This is a genomic window from Bacillus sp. URHA0034, from assembly GCF_056280405.1.
In genome coordinates this window covers 3,702,708-3,720,261 of the sequence record NZ_JBWCDK010000002.1, presented here as the reverse complement: position 1 = coordinate 3,720,261, position 17,554 = coordinate 3,702,708, and the positions used below count along the sequence as shown (strand labels likewise).

Sequence of the window (17,554 nt, the reverse complement as noted above, 5' to 3'; positions counted from 1 at the left end):
CCGAACTCCTGCCCGATTATTAACTTATATGTAAGGAATGGACGAGTTATGATTAGAAAAGCGGGATGAAGGAACAAAAGCGTAAGTGCCATGGTCAGTCCCGACAAGCATAAGACGAGCCGGCCGAACGGTTGCTTTTTAACCTTTTGGACGGATTGGCTGTAGACCATCAAGGGGCTAGGCGCTGGAGCTGGACGTCGACAGTCCTTTTATAACAGTTATCCACAAGCTACTTCCTGAACAACGAAAAAGGAAGAAACCAGTTGGTTCCTTCCTTTTCTGCTATGGTAATGGCACAATGCCGACAGGATTAATCGCAAAACGCTTATCCTGTGTCCACGGACCTTTATGAAGTTCAAAGTGTAAATGCTGGCCTGTTGAATCTCCTGTGTTACCCATCACACCAATTTGCTGGCCTTTTTTCACGACAGCTCCACTGCCGACCAAACGTGTTGACATGTGGGCATAGACAGTAGTGTAAACTTGTCCATTAATAGAGTGGGAGACAAAGATACAGTTTCCATAACTGCTAGATAAATAGGATCGTATGACGACACCATCTGCAGCCGCTACAATCGGCACGGAAGCACGATTGGCAATGTCTACACCGACGTGCCTTTCACTGCCTCGTGTTCCAAATCCAGAGCTTAAATAGCCAACAGCAGGCTGTGTCCAATAACCGCTGGATACACCAGGAGTGGCTCCGGAACTTACCCGGCCAGAACTACTGCTAGAACTTGTACTACTGCTGTTGCTGCTTGCCGCCTGACGCTTAGCAGCTTCTGCAGCTCTTGCTGCCTCGGCAGCCGCTTTCGCTTGGGCTTCTTGCTCCATCTTGATAGCTTTTTGAATCGCTGTCTGTTGAGCGGCAAGAAGGGCATCCTGCTCTTGTAAATCCATTAAGCCCTCGTGGACTTCATTTTCTTGATCCTTAAGGCTCGCTAATGCTTGATCTTTTTCAGCCTTTTGTACATTTAGCTGTTGTTTTAATTTTTGTAAATCAGCGACCATTTTTTCGATGCTGGCCAGATTTGTTTTTACTTGCTCTTGCTTTGTTTCTAATTCCTGCTTATCCGCTTCGTGTTCTTTGAGGATTGCCTGGTCAGCCTGCACAATCGTTACTACCGCATTGGCACGGTCCACAAAGTCGCTAAAGCTAGTGGAACCCATTAATACATCAATATAGTTAACCATCCCGCCGGTTTCCTGATAGCTGCGTGCTCTGTCTTTTAAGAGGATATTACGTTTCTCAATCCGGTCTTTAATGACTTCCATTTCCCCTTGAAGCGTCATAATCTCAGCTTTAGTGCTTTCTAATTTAGCGGTTGTTTCATTAATCTTATTAGTCGAGTCAGTAATCGCCTTATCTAATCTAGAAATTTCATTTTTTACATCTGCTTGCTGATTCTGTAGATCAGTTATCTGATTGCTTTTTTGATTAATAGTGGAATTGATATCGGAGCGCTGTTCCTGAATTTTGTTCTGCTCACCTTTTAAGCTGGAAATAGATGCTGCTTCTGTTCTTACAGATGATCCTCCAAAAATAGTTCCAAATCCTACCGTTGCCGTCACGGCAAGGGTAACTACTGATTTCCTCATAACCGATTGTTCCCTCCATCTCTCTATACACAGGTAAACCGTTGCTTACCTGCTCTAATCATGATTGAAGGAAGGACAAATGAATCGTCCTTCCTAAGAAAAGCGCAAGCGCCTTGTTCAGCCCCGACAAGCATAAGACGAGCCGGCCGAAAGGTTGTACTTTAACCTTTTGGACGGATTGGCTTATGACCTCGAGGGGCTAGGCGCTGGAGCTGGCCAGTTATCAAAGTAGATTATAATTTCTTACCTTTTAAAAAAGTTATACCCTTAAGAATTTACGTACGGACATGACACTGCCCCATACACCAATCAGTGCACCCATTAAAATCAAAATGCCTGAAACTTGATACATAAATGGGTTAAACGGCAATATCTTGATAAAGGTCCCAGCAAGCTTAGGGCCAATATAATCATAAGCACGATAGTAGGCAATCGATATCAGGACAATCGGTAAAATCGAGCCTATAATGCCGAGCCATAAACCTTCTAAGAAGAACGGCCAGCGAATAAACGTATTCGTTGCCCCTACTAGCCTCATAATCTTAATTTCTCTTCGTCTCGCAATAATCGTAATTTTAATGGTATTGGAGATTAAGAAAATAGCCGTAAAGAACAATCCAATGACAAGAACAATACCAACGTTTCGGGCCGCATTGATAAATTTAAATAATTTTTCAACCTTACCCTGACCGTATTTGACCTTTGCGACAAAGTTGTCTTTTTCAATCAACTTCGCTACTTTCATCGTATCAGCAGGATTTTTCGTTTTGACGATAAAGACATCATTTAGCGGGTTATCCTGTTCAAAAAGCTTAAACGCTTTACCATCCTCACCAAGACTCTTAACGAGGTTATTTAGTTCTTGCGTTTTTGGTGAGAATTTAATACTTTTTACTTCTGGTATACTATCAATCTCATTTTTTAACGTTTGCTGATCCTGTTTAGAAGCAGCAACGTCTATGTGCACGCGAATTTCTACGTCTTGTTCAATCGTTTGTGCTACCCTGTTAAGATTCATCATAATGGCGAAAAACACACCCACTAGGATTAATGTAACGGTAACGGCACCAACGGACGCAAAGGTCATCCAGCCGTTTCTTTTAATACTTTTTAAACTTTCTCGGGCGTGACGGCCAACTGTTCTAATTTTCATAACCGTATTCACCTCTTTGCTCATCACGAACAATCTTACCGCCTTCAATAGCAATTACGCGATGTTTTAATGTATTGACGATCTCTCTGTTATGCGTTGCCATCACAACAGTGGTTCCTCTGTTATTGATTTCCTCAAAAATTTTCATAATTTCCCATGATGTGTCTGGATCCAGGTTACCCGTTGGCTCATCCGCGATCACAACCTTGGGTGAGTTGACGATGGAACGGGCAATTGAAACACGCTGTTGTTCACCGCCGGATAGCTCTGTTGGCAGCATTTTAATTTTATGCTTTAAGCCAACAAGCTCTAGTACTTCCATTACCCGTTTGCGGATAAATTTTGGCTGGGCCTCAATAACCTCAAGGGCAAAGGCCACGTTTTCATAAACGGTTAAGGACGGGAGGAGTTTAAAGTCTTGGAACACGACGCCTAAATTCCTTCTAAACAGCGGTACCTTTTTCATTTTTAATTTGGCAAGGTTGACGCCATTCATCGTAATCGTACCCGTTGAGGGGACTTCTTCACGGTACATCATTTTAATAAAGGTTGATTTACCGGCACCACTTGGTCCAACTACATAAACAAATTCACCTTGATTAATTCGGACATCTATACCATTAATGGCTGTTACGCCATTCGGATACTTCTTATATACATCTAGTAGTTCTATCATTGATTATCACCTATTATGGAAGATTGTTCGACAGCAACCTTCGTATTTTTACAAATTGGGCCAAAAAAACAAAAAATATGTGCATAATCTCGCTTGGTTTTATTATAACATCATAATTCGCTAATAAAACGGTAAAAATATTACAGTTTCTTTTCAAGAGAAACATATCTTGACAAATTTCTAACTATTCTAAATTAATTAAGCAAATAAAAAAACGCCCTGTTGAACTCTAACAGAACGTTTTTGTTTATTCCTTTATTTTTTTCCTGCAAGCCACGTAGCCATGGTATTAGCGTCGTCGCCCGTAACCACTTTTGCCGGCATTCCGCCTGCTTTACCGTTTTTAAGAATGTCTAGAATTTCAGCTTTAGAATACTTTGAACCAACCTTAGTTAAGTTCGGACCCATTGCACCCTTCATATCACCGCCGTGACAGCTTGAGCACTTTTGATCGTAAATTTTTTGGGCATCACCGGCATTTGCTGTTTCCGTTGTGCCGCCTCCATTATCCTTAGACGTATCCTTTTTGTTATCGTCATTGCCACCGCCACAGGCAGCAAGTCCCATAACAAGAGAGGTTCCAAGTAATAGGGCTAACAGTTTTTTCATCATTACCTTACCCCCTTTTTGAGAAAAAGTTTCCATCAATGTACTATTATACCAACCCTATGCGCGTTTGAAACCTTCACCCAGTACTTCAGCCGCATCCATCACAATGACAAATGCAGATGGATCAACGGATTTAACTAATTGTTTCAATTTTGTGAACTCCGTTTGGTCCACCACGCACATAAGCACTGGCCGTTCATGGTCTGTAAAACCACCATATGCTGATAGTTTTGTCACGCCACGGTCAATTTTATTCAAGATTCCTTCTCTAACTTCATCTTGGTTATTTGTAATGATCATTGCCATTTTCGAACGGCCAAAGCCAACCTGAACAAGGTCAATCGTTTTGCTTGTCACATAAAGGGCTATTAACGCATACAAGCCTTTTTCAATATCAAAAACAGCCGCAGCCGTCAGCACAATTAACCCGTCAATGATCACTACGCATCTCCCAAGGGTAAAGCCTGTATATTTATTGATGATTTGAGCCGCCAAGTCGGTCCCGCCTGTCGAAGCATTTCCGCGGAACACAATCCCAAGCCCCAGACCTACGCCAATCCCTCCGAATAACGCAGCCAGCAGGGCATCATGTGTCCATGGGTCAAGGTGTTTCGTCAAGTAAACCACAAACGGCAAAAAGATGGTGCCGACAAGCGTCTTGATGCCGAATTGCTTTCCTAAAAATATAACTCCGGCAATAAATAACGGGATATTAAAAGCCCATTGAACAAAGGCCGGTTCCCATCCAAAGACAGCTTTTAAAATCGTACTGATCCCACTGACTCCACCCGACGCTACTTGATTAGGAAGTAAAAACACGTTAAAAGTTAAGGCAATAATTGCCGCCCCCACTAACACGAAAATATAATCAACTGTTACTCTCCATTTCGGATCTGTGTGTGTTAAATTGCTTAATACATTCATACAAACTCTCCTCTATTTCTATCCAGATAAATGAACCGAAAGTGAGTATAGCATTTGATAAATAATGGTGTAAATGGCATTTAGTTAACGCGATAAAGTGATAGTGCAGTGAACAGTTAGCTAGGTTTAGCATTTACCGTTGTTTGTGTTTTCATGAAAGGGTATTTGATATTCATTTAGGGCATTGTCTTTGGGAGGGTGCTTGACTTATTGGCGGATAACTCTATTTACTGGCGCTTGACGGCCGCTTACTGGAGCATAGCCGCTTGTTTCTGGCGGATAGCAGTTATTTACTGGCGACTCCACGCTTAACTGGCGGATAACTCCACTTCTCTGGCGCTTAACGGCCGCTTACTGGCGGATAGCAGCTCGTTTCTGGCGGATAACCACTTTTTACTGGCGATTTCAAAGCTTTCTGGCGGATACAACAAACTACTAACCACAAAAAAGCTTTTGCCAAGCAAATCGGCAAAAGCTTTTTTATAATTATGAAATTCTTGAACGCAAATAGGCATTAATAAACTGGTCTAAATCTCCGTCCATCACGGCTTGCACATTTCCACTCTCTGTACTCGTCCGGTGGTCTTTTACCATGGAATAAGGATGGAAGACATAAGAACGGATTTGGCTGCCCCAGCCAATTTCCTTCTGTTCACCTCGGATTTCCAAGAGCTCTTGTTCCTGGCGCTCAATTTCCCGCTGATACAGCTTCGCTTTTAGCATTTTCATCGCTGACTCACGGTTTTTAATTTGTGAACGTTCCGATTGGCAGGTCACGACCACTCCTGTCGGCAGGTGGGTAATCCGCACAGCTGAATCGGTTGTATTGATATGCTGTCCACCTGCACCTGTTGCACGGTACGTATCAATTTTTAAATCCTCGGTGCGAATTTCGACCTGAATTTCTTCATTAAACTCAGGCATGACTTCACAGGAAACAAACGAAGTATGCCGGCGGCCGGATGCGTCAAACGGCGAAATCCGTACAAGGCGGTGAACCCCTTTTTCTGCCTTCAAATAACCATAGGCATTATGACCTTTAATCGCCAAAGTCACACTCTTAATGCCAGCCTCATCACCAGGAAGATAGTCGAGCGTTTCCACCTTAAAGCCCTTCTTCTCCGCCCAGCGGGTATACATCCGCAGCAGCATCGAACCCCAGTCCTGTGATTCCGTCCCGCCTGCACCGGGGTGGAGCTCGAGGATGGCATTATTTTTATCATATTCCTCACTCAAAAGAAGCTGGAGCTCAAATTGGCTTAACCGGGTGGTTAGTTGTTCCAGCTCTTCTTCGAGCTCAGCCCGCAATTCTTCATCATTTTCTTCTTTGACAAGTTCATAGGTCAGCTCTAGATTCTCATAAGAGTCATTTAGTTCCATGAATTCATTCACTTGATCTTTTAACCCATTCGCTTCACTGATAACCGCCTGCGCCTTCTCTTGGTCATTCCAAAAATCAGGATGAAGCATTTCATCATCTAGCTGTGCGATTCTGGCTTCTTTATTTTCAAGGTCAAAGAGACCCCCTAAAGTCCGCTAATGTCTTAGCTGTTTTCTCAAGTTCATTCCGAATTTCTGCTAATTCCATTTTCTTCACCTCTATAAAAATTGTTTATCATCTTTATTTAATTAGCTAGTCCCTATCCATTATAGCGTGAGAACCTGATTAAATTCAAAATTAGACGATTTATTTCATACTTTTTCAAAAAGTCTTCCCCACACATCAGCTCGGATTAAATCGTAAAAATCCATTAAATATCCTTAGTATTTATATATTTCAATGTGTTAAAGATGGTACTATAAAATAAGAATAAACTGGACATAGCTCCAAACTTATACATAGAAAAGGAACTACCAAATGTGGGCGATACTATTGAAAAGGAGATAAGGAGCATGGAGAAAATCAACCGTAATGAACCTTGTCCTTGCGGGAGTGGGAAAAAGTATAAAAAGTGCTGCGGAGCAACGGATGCCATTTCCATCACCGAAGTCCTTGAAAACGAAATAGATGTGCTGCAGAAACAATTCCTCCATTTCGCTTACTATCACTTTGGAGATGAAATGGCGGAAGATTTTGAAGTATTAGAAGCAAGTAGCGACATCGTAAATGACGAGGAGCATGAATTCTATGAAATGATGCACTCCATTTGGTTCTCCTTGTTTGAAGGGCTGGACGATGGGGAGACGATCCTGGAAAAATTCATTCAAGCCGAAGCTGGAAAAATAAAACGACCTAAGTTAAAGCATATTTTACAAACATGGACGGAAGCCAGAACCATTGCCGGAAAAGTAATCGCTGTGGATGAAAACAAACTGACGATCGAAGATGGGTTCACGTCGGAACACCTTGGGACGATTAACCTAACCGATTCCCTTCAGGTGGAGGAAGGATCATTTATTGTTGGGATCCTGCTTCCATTTGAGCAACAATATGTCTTCTTTCCGGCACCCTTAGACCTGCCAGGCCTCAACCCAGACCTTGCTATTTCCTACATTGAGGAAAGTAGTCTTGATGCTGATTATGATTCACCACAGGAGTATTTGACCGACTTCTTTATAGACATAGTAACTGAGCTCCCTATGATAGGCAGTTTGTTGGAAGTAGACGAGATGGATTGGCCTGCTCCTATTTACAAGGAAGTAGCCGATCTTTTTATGAAGCAACTTGAAAATGATTTGCCCCCTCCTGTCTTAGATACGGGCATTATTCTCTGGTATCAATTCTGCAAAAAGAAACAAAAGCGAATCCAAAATCCTAATATTTATGTAGCTGCCCTTCATTACTTATTGTCGACGATCACTCCATTGGACCAAACCGTAACGCAAAAGGAGCTGGCCCAGCAATACGGAGTTTCTGCCCGCAGTATATCCTCGGTTGTGTCTGATTTGGAATTCGAATTAGAGGAGGAAATTGGCGAGTTTTTCGGGTTGGCCAATGTGGGTAAGGATGATACGTTTGTCCTGCCTAAGGGGCAACTGGCACCTGTTATTGAGTTTCCTAAAGGTTCTCAAGCTGAAAAAAATACTGCAGCTGGTCCTAATCTGACAATCTTTCCACCTGGGGCGGACAAACCAACGAAGAAAACCACCGTACGAAAGATTTCCAGGCGTGATGAGGAGCGGGCTCGTAACTTGATTTATGATGCCTTGCAATCAGACGGAAAGCAGCGTTATAAATATGCGGAGGATGCATTAAAACTAAATCCGAATTGTGTCGATGCCTATGTGATTCTTGCTGAAAAGACAAAGAGCTTAGAAGAAGCGATTTTATTATATGAAAAAGGGATACAGGCGGGTGAACGTGAGCTTGGTAAGGACTTTTTCAAAGAAAACAAGGGCTATTTTTGGGGATTGGTCGAAACAAGACCATTTATGCACGCCAAACTCCATTATGCCGAAGCCCTTTCGCTTTTGGGAAAAATAGACCAGGCGGCTCGGCAATATGAAGAATTGCTTGAATTAAATCCAATGGATAACCAGGGGGTCCGTTACTCTTTGTTTGTTGCTTATATGGATTTAGGAGATTTTGCAAAGGCTCATGCGATTCTGGAACAATATGAGGAGACCACCGCCCAATCTTTATATAACCGGCTTTTATTGGAGTTAATTGAACATGGGTTTTCGGCTAAAGCTGAAATGCTTTTGAAGGGTGCCAAAAAGGAAAACAAGTATGTGGTTCCGTATTTAACTGGTAAAAAAAGACTGCCTGCTTATCCTCCTGACTATTTTGGCTTTGGGGATGAGAATGAAGCGATCGTGTATGCGGATATGCATTTGCATTTGTGGAAGAAGGTTGATGGGTTGAGGGAATGGTTGAAGGGTAAATAAATAGAATGGAAAAAGCCTTCGGCTCCATTAGGAATGCCTGAAGGCTTTTTATGCTTTAGCCTATTAAAAAATCGAGAGGCTATAACCCCTCGATTTTTATCGTGTTGATATTACTGGCGCATGCACAGCTTCGGTAAATGACTTACTATTGCTATGACAAGTAGAGCAATCCACATCTATTCTATCCCTTGCATGTGCTGCTTTTACTGTATCGTTCGTGGTAATGAGTGATTGACCCGTTTCATCATAGATAGCTTTTCCTGTTACACCGAAAAGGACTGTTTCACCATTATGACAAGTTAAACAATAATCACGTTTCTTTTGGGTTGTCCAATCACCTATTTTGGTTAAAATAAATGTTTGCTGATTTTCATGGCCTAGTTTATCTTTTAATAAAAATATATTTTGCGATGCATGTGTATCATGGCATTCTGAACAAGGAAGCTGACCATTTAGTTTACTTCCATCCAAAGCTGACATGATATGTTTGGAATCATCATTAGTATAATAGGTTAGGATATCCTTAGTACCATCTTTTGTTTCCTTTTCACTATTATGACAAGTAAAACACAAGTTGTAATCATCCACATTTTTCACATCTTGAGTTTCTGATATATTCCCAATTGCAGTAGTCTCTTGTCGATAATGAAGGACATTATAACCGCCACTTTTCTCTGCTAAGGACTTATAGGAATAGGTAAATCTGCCATGACAGGCTTCGCACATTTGAACATTGCTGTCAATTTTCCCAACTAAATTGCCTTCCCAAGTATCTTCTGCTTTATGATTATATACATAGTGATCAATAAGCAAATTAGGGTTGTCTTCACTCCAAGTTAAATGTGGATTATGACAGGCTGTACAGGATCCAGACTTCGTATCGTGTTCGGTGATTTTTTGTGTTTCATGCCTCGATTTTATGGATGAATCAAAGTTTACCATTTTAGGGCCTGTTGTTCCATCATGGCAGGTCAAACAGTATCCTTCTGCAATATCTTTATCTTCCAAACTACTATTTGCACCCTCGTGAGTATTATGGCAAATCGCACAGTTATTGACATTATTGTTGTATTCCCCATGTGGCAGTTGTTGTAGGTTATTCATTTCCTGAACGGTATATCCGTTAACCGCGAAGTTTTTTGCTGCATTACTAACCGTTGTAAATTGTTTGGTAACAGAATAAAACGGGTTAGTCAAATCATCAACTAGTTTTCTAGTACCATCATTATAATTAACACTGATTAGGCTTGGGTTAAACCTTAAGTAATAAGTTTCACCAGGATTCAGCGCAGCTTTATTTGTAAGTGTTATTTTATTAGATGAAGGTGTAAAGTCAACGTCGAATGGAACTTCTTGTTTGTTTTTATCATAAATGATAAAAGGATTATGATTGTTATCAATCGGATAAGTTAATGTGTCGCTTAGTTCTATTATTATGGTTTGATTTAAAGATACTCGGGTGATGTCATCTTTATCAAGTATATTAATATTTGCAGTTACATCTTCTACTTTATAGGGCTCAGCGCCTTCATAATCCTTCTGCTTATATTTAAAGACATTCATAGTAATAGATTTAATATAAGGACGTTGTACAAAAACTTCTGCGGTATTATTAGCGGCATCGATTGCCTCTAGTTTATATCGATTAAGTTTTGCTGTGACAGCTGTCTTAAATGTCCAGGCCCCCGAATTAGGGACTAAAGCATCTTTATGGCCGTCTGGATAAATAATATTCAAAGCTAATGGTTCAGTGGCCGGCTGATTGTCTAAAACTGTTCCAGCAACAGTTATCCCATCACCTTGCAGCGTAATGCTTTTTACGAATATTGAAGGCTTAATTTTATCGGTGGCTTCAGTCGTTGTTACAACAACCGCTGGTTCTGTAACAAGAGTTGTTTGATCAGCCGTAGCCGGAGGTTTATCAACTGTATCAGCCTGTGGAGAATCCGTAATAGGAATCTGTTCTTCTGCGGATGCAATTGAGGGTATGGTGGTTGATAGAAGAAAAAATATAAGTACAATAAAAAAAATTAGCATTTTATTTCTTGGATTATTTGAGATCATGGATGGCCATTCCTTTTTTTGCTTTGACATAAATGCTGAAATTAAATTTCTATAATGTATAAAAGTTAACAAGGTAATAAATATTTAAATGATTTTTTCTTGTAATCTACATTATTATTATACTTTTATTAGAAAGTGAATTGGGTAACAGAACTGTGAAGATAAATTGACAACATTGTGAACCACATAATTGACAATATTGTGAACTTTATGGTTCAATTTAAATAAATAACAGCCCACCTAAGGTGAGCTGTCATTTTAATAACTTAATTATTCATTCAGGGCTATCAAATAGTGGGGCTATTTGATGGCTTTTTTTAATAGTCAAACTCAATACCGTTACGATCTGTATCTACACCAGGAGTTGGGTTGTATTGGTAAGTGTCTGTATTTCTTGTACCACCAGAGTGGGAAGAAGTATGACATCCCCAACATACAGCCATGTTAGTGTAACGTTTTAATGCAGAAGATGGGTTTTTATCTAATAGATAATCTTTAACAGCAGCTGCACGATCAGTCGCACCAGTGAATGGATAGTTAGTTGTATCCTTCATAATATCATCATAAGTTAAACCACGAGCATCACGCATGATAGTTACGTCAGTTCCGTGAGCATAGTGACAGCGTACGCAAGTGTAAGTGTCAGAATTTGTAGTGTGACGGTATGCATGGTCAAATGTTCCTGTCTCTTTACCAGAAGAAGCAAGGTAGTCAGTGTGACAAGAAGCACACCAAGTAGAGATCGCAACCCCACGGTTTGCTACATAGGCAGCGTTAGTTGTACCATCAGCCTTTTTGCTTGCCCATAGAGCAGATACATCTGTTGAGTAAACGTTGTTAATATCATCTGTAGAACCTGCAGCAGGCATTACTTTAGCTAACTTAACAACATAACCACGTGCAATATTACCGAAAGTAACTCCATTAACAGCAGTTGTTAACTTAGTTGCTGCTGAATTAGCAACACCATCAGCTCTTACACCCAGGAAGCCTGAGCCTAATTTTTCACCAGCTTTTAAGCTGTCAGTGGAAACCTTGTCAACATACTTACCTAAGAACGCTGGGTCTTCATTATAAGTTGTTTTATTGCTACTATCGGTATTTTGAAATACTGTACCATCATAGAATGCAGTCCAATAGTGTTTAGTATGAGCAGTATCAAAGTCATATTCATGTAACCATGGGTCAGTATCAATTACATACGTAGATCCTGCAATTTCATTGCCATCATGGTCTAATTTAGGAACCCATTTCATTAATTGAAGAACTACGTCACCAGTTTTTAATCCTTTTGCAGTGTAATCAGCGTTTGTTGGTTGTAAAGTATCACCAATATTAAAACGGAAAACAATATAGTTAGCTGTTTGGTCTACTTTAGCTGCATCTTTGTAAGTGATGTTTCCTGCAGCAACTTTAGTTGTGAAGTTAGAAATATCATCCTTATCAACAACCGGAGCGTTTTCTAATTTTTTACCACCGTCTTTAATAAGAGTGTTACCCATTCCGTTTGGATCTTCGTGTAATAAACGGTCAGAGTAAGAACCATGCGGTGCGTGACAGTTTGCGCAAGTGAATTCTTCTGTCCATTCTCCGCCTCTTGTTGAAGTAGCTTCACTTACAGCAGCGTTGTTTCCTCCAGGGGCAGCACTTAATTTAACAGTACCGTTAGCTAAGTGAGCAGACATGTTACCATCATGAGTTCCGCCGAAAGTACCAGCAGAGTTAGAGCCTGTCATAACGTTATAGAATCCTAATGTACCGTCATGGCACGCAGTACATGTTGCATATTCGCCATCTTTGAACAATAAACCAGCAGATGCACCAGTGTGTGTTTGGTGACAGCTAGCACAAGAGTTGGTGTTGTTCATGTATTCGCCGTGTGTTCGTTGGTTGTGAGTTCCATCAGCTTTCTTTAATCCAGTAGATTTAAGAACCTGCCCTACTGTAGAACCATCGTTAGTTCCTACTCCCGACCCAGATTTGTTGGCATTAGTTATATTGTTGTCTTTGCCAGTATCAGTTGTTTGTACGCCAGCTTTTACGTCTGTGCCTTTTCCTGTTACAGCTGGGTTATAGCTGTTTGGAGTATTTCCATTATCTGGCGCAGCGGAAACCACAATGCTAAACATTGCTACTAACATTAATGTTAGCAGGAATGAAAAGCTTAATTTAATCCTACTCATTCCAAAAAACCTCCCATTGAAACTCTCTTTTTTTCTCTTTTTCTCTCTCTTTAATGTAAACTATGAAATTATCTCATTACCCTAATTTCAAGCACCACCTCCTTAAATAAGGATAGTTTAATAGTATAAGGCCACACGTTGATTTAACGTATCGGTGATATAGACCCGGTCATTATCATCAACATATAATCCATTAGGAAGATAGAATTGTTCATTTTGGTCTCCCATAGAGCCAAACGTAAAGACTTGCTCACCTTTTTCATTAAATCCATAAATCGTATGAGATAAATTGTTCACTACATAGAGAACACCTCTCGAGTCAACACCAATTCCACGTGGATTAACAAAAACGGAAGAACCTTTACCATCTTTAGAACCATTAATAGTTCGTAGATACTTACCTTTTTTATCATAAGCTAGCACTCGCTGATTTCCTGAATCACAGATAAACAGTTCATCTGTCTTTTTATCTAAGGCAATCGCATTCGGTGCTTTAAATGTGTCATCCTTAGTCGCACCAGTACTAATTTCCTCTAGCTTCTTTCCAGAAAGGTTTAATACAAATACTTTGTTTTGTTGTACATCTGTTACATATAATTTTTCATCAAAGATTCTTATTCCAGCAGGCGATTTTATTAGTTTTTCTTTATCATCAAAGTATTTAATGAATTTGCCTTTAGGATCAAATATTGAGATTTTACCGTTATATAAATCCGCTACATAGACATTGCCTTTTTTATCCCCGGCAATCCCGTATGGAAATTTAAATTCACCTTTACCTTCGCCTTCTTTACCAAACTTAAAGACAGGTGACCCTGAACTGTCAAAAACTTGAACCCGCTTATTGTTTGTATCTGATACATAGATAAATTCTCCAATTTTAGTAACATCCATTGGCTTGTCTAGCGCATTATCAAAATCACCGTAAAAAAGCTGACTAAAGGTTGGAGGAGAGTTAGGGTCAATCACATTTGATGCCTTTTTTACAGTTGACTCCATATTTAGAAAATAGATTGCAGTAAACGCCGCTATTACTAAGATAACTATTCCGCTCATCCAGATGTACACGGTTTTTTTCTTCACTGGTTTTCACCCCTTGTTAGCTATTTTTTGCCGATTCTCTTGAGCCCTTCTAAGGCTGGTTTGTACATAGGGTCGTAATTTAGTGCGTCTTTGTAGATTTCTTCCGCATTCTTCTTATCACCTTGGTCTTCCGCAACACGACCAATTTCATAAAGTATATCTGTATTTCCTGGCATTAATTTATTAGCTTCATTTAATGCCTCAATGGAATCGCTATACATCTTAAGTTTTCGGTAAGACATTCCTTTTAATAGAAATCCTTTGTAGTCTTTTGGAGATATTTCCGTTGCCTTTTGCGCCATTTTCACTGAGTCATTAAGGCGATTTTCTTTGTTATAGACAAGTCCTAGATTGAAGTAAGCATCAAAATCATTTTTATCTAAATCTAGCGCAATCTTGTATTGGTTAATGGCTTCATCGTTCTCCCCATTTAAGAAATACGCATAACCCAGGCTTACGTAGGATTTCGGGTCATTAGGCTTTTTATCAACAGTATCTTTTGCGCTTTGTAATTGCTGCTTTAGTTGGTCCTTATCGTAGCTTGACCATAAATATTTACTGCTCACATAGTATCCTGCTCCAACTGAGATAACTAAGGTCAGTGTTAATAGGAGAAGAGTTTGCCACCATTTAAATTTTTCATTTTTTGATTTCTTTTTTTTCTTATTAGGTTCTTTTTTTGTACGTGTCTCTTTTTCTTGACTGAGTGGATGTTCTTGAGCTTCCATACGAACCCTCCTAATCTAGCAATGTACCCGCCTATTATTTATGACAGGCTGTGCATTTATTTTTTACATGACAGGTATAACATTTCTCAGTAACACTTTGCTTTTCTGCCAGTGGTATTGGATGCCTTGCTTTATCAAATCCCTTATGCAAGGCGGGATGACAAGATGCGCAAGCAACCATTGTTGTACTAACTCCACCTGCTTGTTGGTAGTTATGGCACGCTAAACATTCTTGCTTATTTTTTGATGCTTCATTGCCATGGTCCTTCATCCAACTGCTTGAATGACTAGCGGGACGTTTACTGTGGCAATCTTTACAGAAGGTATTTTCCTTCGCATAATCGTATTGATTCTTTTTCTTTTGAATGGTCCCGGTATCCTTATTAAGATACTTGGTTACCGCTGGAACATCTTCGTATCCCTCAATTGGGACTGTTGACATATCCTTATGGCATTGATTGCACTTTTGCAAGTTAGTTGCAGCTTGTATTCCATGTGTCTTGGTTGCAAAGTCTGCTTTCTTATGACTTTTTGGAATCATTCCCGTTTTATGACAAGCACTGCATTCGGTTGTCACTTTCCGTGCCTTATGGCATTCAATACACGTATCCATATCCGGCCGGATAAACTTAATATCTGACATCGCCTCTGTTCCAACTTGACTATCCCATTTATCTAAGTCTGTTGTGTAGGTCATTTTTCGATCTGCTACTTTTCCATGTGCAACCCCACTATGACATTGCACACATTCGACACCCTTATTTTCATGTTTATCATGGGGAATAACTATATCCCCTGAAGGGGTAACTTCTCTTGTAAAAACATTGTGACAAGATTCACATGCACTATTCGGTATTTCATTTGGCATACGTATCGGTGCTGCTGAAGTACCCTCAGATTGTTTTTTTAATTGAGCCACTAATTCTTGGGCCTTATCTTTCGCTAAATCCTTGTACACAGCATCCGTATGACAGCTGGTACAAGCAACCTCGCTGTGTGTAGAGGCTTTCCACGTATAGTACTCTGGTTTCATCTCATGGCAGGATGTGCAAGCCTTTGAGCTTGAGGTTGTTTCTAGTCCGAATAACCCTGCAAAGGACAAAAGGACTAGAAACAACAGAGTTAACGTTGCTATTTTGATTAATTTATAGCGAAATTTTGGAGGGGCGGGCAGCTCTTGATTGTGCTCCTCATCCATAAAAGCGACCCTCCTTTATGATTTAATTAGTTCTTTACCGGAGACTTAAAACCCGTTCTGTGACAGTATTGGCAATAAACATCTGTTGGTGCTTTTGGAGTTGTTGAACCTGCCACTGGTTTTTCCCGGTCGTGGCAGACGAAGCATTCTTCTTTTTGATCTGCTGTTAAGGCTTTCTTAGCGTGTCCTGTTAACCATGCATCACTTGTGCCGTGTCCTGATGGACGGTCTGCGTGACATGCACTACAGAACTTATTGATTCTTGTTTGTTCTTTTACAACTGTTAAGTTTGGTACATAGTTTGTTTTCGTCTTCATCTTAAGGAGAGAGATAATATCCTCTTTTGGAATAGCTCTGGCCCACTTAGAATCTTGGTGGCAGTTTACACACTTGTCTAAGCTTTGAATTGCCGTGCTGCCGTGGGCTCCACTCCACCCTGCCACTTTATGGCTCTTTGGCACCTTCACCTTTTTATGACAAGTTTCACAGGCCATGGAAAGCTTGACGTCTTTTTGCTGCTTACCAATTGCTTGAAGAATGATGTCTTGTGTTTTTTGATCATGTGCTGCCAGCGTTGCTGCTTCTGTTTCACTTGTAGTCGCTGTTTTTTCGCTCTCAGTTGCCGCAGCAGTTGTTGTTTTACTGGTTGTTACTTTTTTGCTTTCTTCGATTTTTTTCGCTGCTTCTTCAGGGTTCGGCGGAACGTTGTAAGAAGCTTCTAACCAAGGCTTTTCGCCATTATTTACTTTATCGTGACAGTCAATACAGGTACCCATATTCGGTCTCAAGTATTTTTCTTCCATTAACTTTTCGGCACTTGCCTTTGTCCAATCACCGCGAACCTCTTCTGTATTGATTCCGCGAGAGGCCATTTTTGCGTGGACAACACCTGAGTGACAGGTAATACAAGGGATCCCTTGTTCAATATGTCCTTTGTGATTTACCTTTAAATCACCTGAGGCTGTAACCAGCCGGTTTTTCGAGTGACATTGTAAACAGTTCTGACTTGAAACTGCTTCTTCTTCTGTTTGAACAATCTGTTCTGGTACCCCTGTAACGTGGTAGTAAACTTCTTTTAACGATTTCATTTTGTGTGTCAGCATATTTACCGTACCTGGCTTAATATGACACTGAACACAGGAAATCTGGTTGTGGGCACTAGCTGTATAAGACGTATATTCCGGCTGCATTTCATGACAGCTGGAACAAAAGGACGGCGAGTTGGTAAAAGAAAGAACTCCGTATCCACCGCCAAATAAAACAATGCAACCAATTAATGAAACAAATAATAACTTCCATCTATTAACTGGGTTCTTCCAGTCAATGGCTCTGAACTTTTGCCAGAGTCTGCGGATTAGGCCAACCTTTTTTCTATTTTCTCTAGTATCGGGATCTGTTTCTTTATTTTTCTTTTTCCCCCAAATGGCCAATTAACTCACCCTTCCCATTTCGGACTTTTTCTCTATTTATTTTCCATATTAACCTCTCTAAAGGTAGTATCTAACATTG

At 40.3% G+C, this 17,554-nt stretch carries 13 protein-coding genes; 1 reads left to right on the top strand and 12 read right to left on the bottom strand.

Features of this window, described 5'->3' with window-relative positions; all coding sequences use genetic code 11:
• Positions 1–282: 282 nt before the first annotated feature.
• From ACZ9EE_RS19880 to prfB, 6 genes are all read right to left on the bottom strand, one after another.
• Positions 283–1,599, bottom strand: coding sequence for a murein hydrolase activator EnvC family protein (locus ACZ9EE_RS19880; protein WP_476029815.1), 1,317 nt, complete (start codon positions 1,597–1,599; stop codon positions 283–285).
• A gap of 259 nt (positions 1,600–1,858) precedes the next feature.
• A complete protein-coding gene (gene ftsX, locus ACZ9EE_RS19875) occupies positions 1,859–2,752 on the bottom strand; it encodes a permease-like cell division protein FtsX (RefSeq protein WP_476029813.1) in 894 nt (297 codons plus the stop codon).
• The gene (gene ftsE / locus ACZ9EE_RS19870; protein WP_476029811.1) at positions 2,742–3,428 is read right to left on the bottom strand and encodes a cell division ATP-binding protein FtsE; all 687 of its coding nucleotides are present in this window, start codon (positions 3,426–3,428) and stop codon (positions 2,742–2,744) included. The genes ftsX and ftsE overlap by 11 nt, the downstream gene beginning before the upstream one ends.
• A 255-nt stretch (positions 3,429–3,683) precedes the next feature.
• A complete protein-coding gene (gene cccB / locus ACZ9EE_RS19865; protein WP_476029809.1) occupies positions 3,684–4,040 on the bottom strand; it encodes a cytochrome c551 in 357 nt (118 codons plus the stop codon).
• 54 nt (positions 4,041–4,094) lie between these two features.
• Positions 4,095–4,961, bottom strand: a complete 867-nt coding sequence (locus ACZ9EE_RS19860) for a YitT family protein (protein WP_476029807.1) — start codon at positions 4,959–4,961, stop codon at positions 4,095–4,097.
• A 486-nt stretch (positions 4,962–5,447) separates the two neighbouring features.
• A protein-coding gene (gene prfB / locus ACZ9EE_RS19855; protein ID WP_476029805.1) for a peptide chain release factor 2 occupies positions 5,448–6,549 on the bottom strand; the annotation gives its coding sequence in 2 pieces (ribosomal slippage) (positions 5,448–6,476 and positions 6,478–6,549; 1,101 coding nt in all).
• 305 nt (positions 6,550–6,854) lie between these two features.
• On the opposite strand from prfB, the gene ACZ9EE_RS19850 reads away from it, so the two are divergent.
• Positions 6,855–8,789 carry an SEC-C metal-binding domain-containing protein gene (locus tag ACZ9EE_RS19850; RefSeq protein WP_476029803.1) on the top strand — a complete coding sequence of 645 codons (1,935 nt, stop codon included), beginning with the start codon at positions 6,855–6,857 and terminating at the stop codon, positions 8,787–8,789.
• 96 nt (positions 8,790–8,885) lie between these two features.
• Here ACZ9EE_RS19850 and ACZ9EE_RS19845 read toward each other — a convergent pair whose 3' ends face one another.
• The 6 genes from ACZ9EE_RS19845 to ACZ9EE_RS19820 form a co-directional block, all read right to left on the bottom strand.
• On the bottom strand, positions 8,886–10,883 hold the full coding sequence (locus ACZ9EE_RS19845; RefSeq protein ID WP_476029801.1) for a hypothetical protein: 1,998 nt from the start codon (positions 10,881–10,883) through the stop codon (positions 8,886–8,888).
• Positions 10,884–11,170: 287 nt separating this feature from the next.
• Positions 11,171–13,036 (bottom strand): cytochrome c3 family protein, encoded by a 1,866-nt coding sequence (locus tag ACZ9EE_RS19840; RefSeq protein ID WP_476029799.1) that lies wholly within the window; start codon positions 13,034–13,036, stop codon positions 11,171–11,173.
• Between the two features lie 117 nt (positions 13,037–13,153).
• Complete coding sequence (locus ACZ9EE_RS19835) at positions 13,154–14,119, bottom strand: 6-bladed beta-propeller (RefSeq protein WP_476029797.1); 966 nt, start codon at positions 14,117–14,119, stop codon at positions 13,154–13,156.
• Between the two features lie 20 nt (positions 14,120–14,139).
• Positions 14,140–14,847 (bottom strand): tetratricopeptide repeat protein, encoded by a 708-nt coding sequence (locus ACZ9EE_RS19830; RefSeq protein ID WP_476029794.1) that lies wholly within the window; start codon positions 14,845–14,847, stop codon positions 14,140–14,142.
• A gap of 34 nt (positions 14,848–14,881) precedes the next feature.
• Entirely contained in the window at positions 14,882–16,045 is a 1,164-nt protein-coding gene (locus tag ACZ9EE_RS19825; protein ID WP_476029792.1) for a NapC/NirT family cytochrome c, read from the bottom strand.
• A 26-nt stretch (positions 16,046–16,071) separates the two neighbouring features.
• Complete coding sequence (locus ACZ9EE_RS19820; RefSeq protein ID WP_476029790.1) at positions 16,072–17,475, bottom strand: cytochrome c3 family protein; 1,404 nt, start codon at positions 17,473–17,475, stop codon at positions 16,072–16,074.
• Between the last annotated feature and the right edge of the window lie 79 nt (positions 17,476–17,554).

What these genes read in the sequence shown, in the direction of transcription:
- ACZ9EE_RS19845 (WP_476029801.1), bottom strand. Translation starts at nt 10,883, where the DNA reads ATGTCAAAGCAAAAAAAGGAATGGCCATCCATGATCTCAAATAATCCA.
- ACZ9EE_RS19860 (WP_476029807.1), bottom strand. Translation starts at nt 4,961, where the DNA reads ATGAATGTATTAAGCAATTTAACACACACAGATCCGAAATGGAGAGTA.
- ftsX (WP_476029813.1), bottom strand. Translation starts at nt 2,752, where the DNA reads ATGAAAATTAGAACAGTTGGCCGTCACGCCCGAGAAAGTTTAAAAAGT.
- ACZ9EE_RS19825 (WP_476029792.1), bottom strand. Translation starts at nt 16,045, where the DNA reads ATGGATGAGGAGCACAATCAAGAGCTGCCCGCCCCTCCAAAATTTCGC.
- ACZ9EE_RS19880 (WP_476029815.1), bottom strand. Translation starts at nt 1,599, where the DNA reads ATGAGGAAATCAGTAGTTACCCTTGCCGTGACGGCAACGGTAGGATTT.
- ACZ9EE_RS19850 (WP_476029803.1), top strand. Translation starts at nt 6,855, where the DNA reads ATGGAGAAAATCAACCGTAATGAACCTTGTCCTTGCGGGAGTGGGAAA.
- ftsE (WP_476029811.1), bottom strand. Translation starts at nt 3,428, where the DNA reads ATGATAGAACTACTAGATGTATATAAGAAGTATCCGAATGGCGTAACA.
- ACZ9EE_RS19830 (WP_476029794.1), bottom strand. Translation starts at nt 14,847, where the DNA reads ATGGAAGCTCAAGAACATCCACTCAGTCAAGAAAAAGAGACACGTACA.
- cccB (WP_476029809.1), bottom strand. Translation starts at nt 4,040, where the DNA reads ATGATGAAAAAACTGTTAGCCCTATTACTTGGAACCTCTCTTGTTATG.
- ACZ9EE_RS19840 (WP_476029799.1), bottom strand. Translation starts at nt 13,036, where the DNA reads ATGAGTAGGATTAAATTAAGCTTTTCATTCCTGCTAACATTAATGTTA.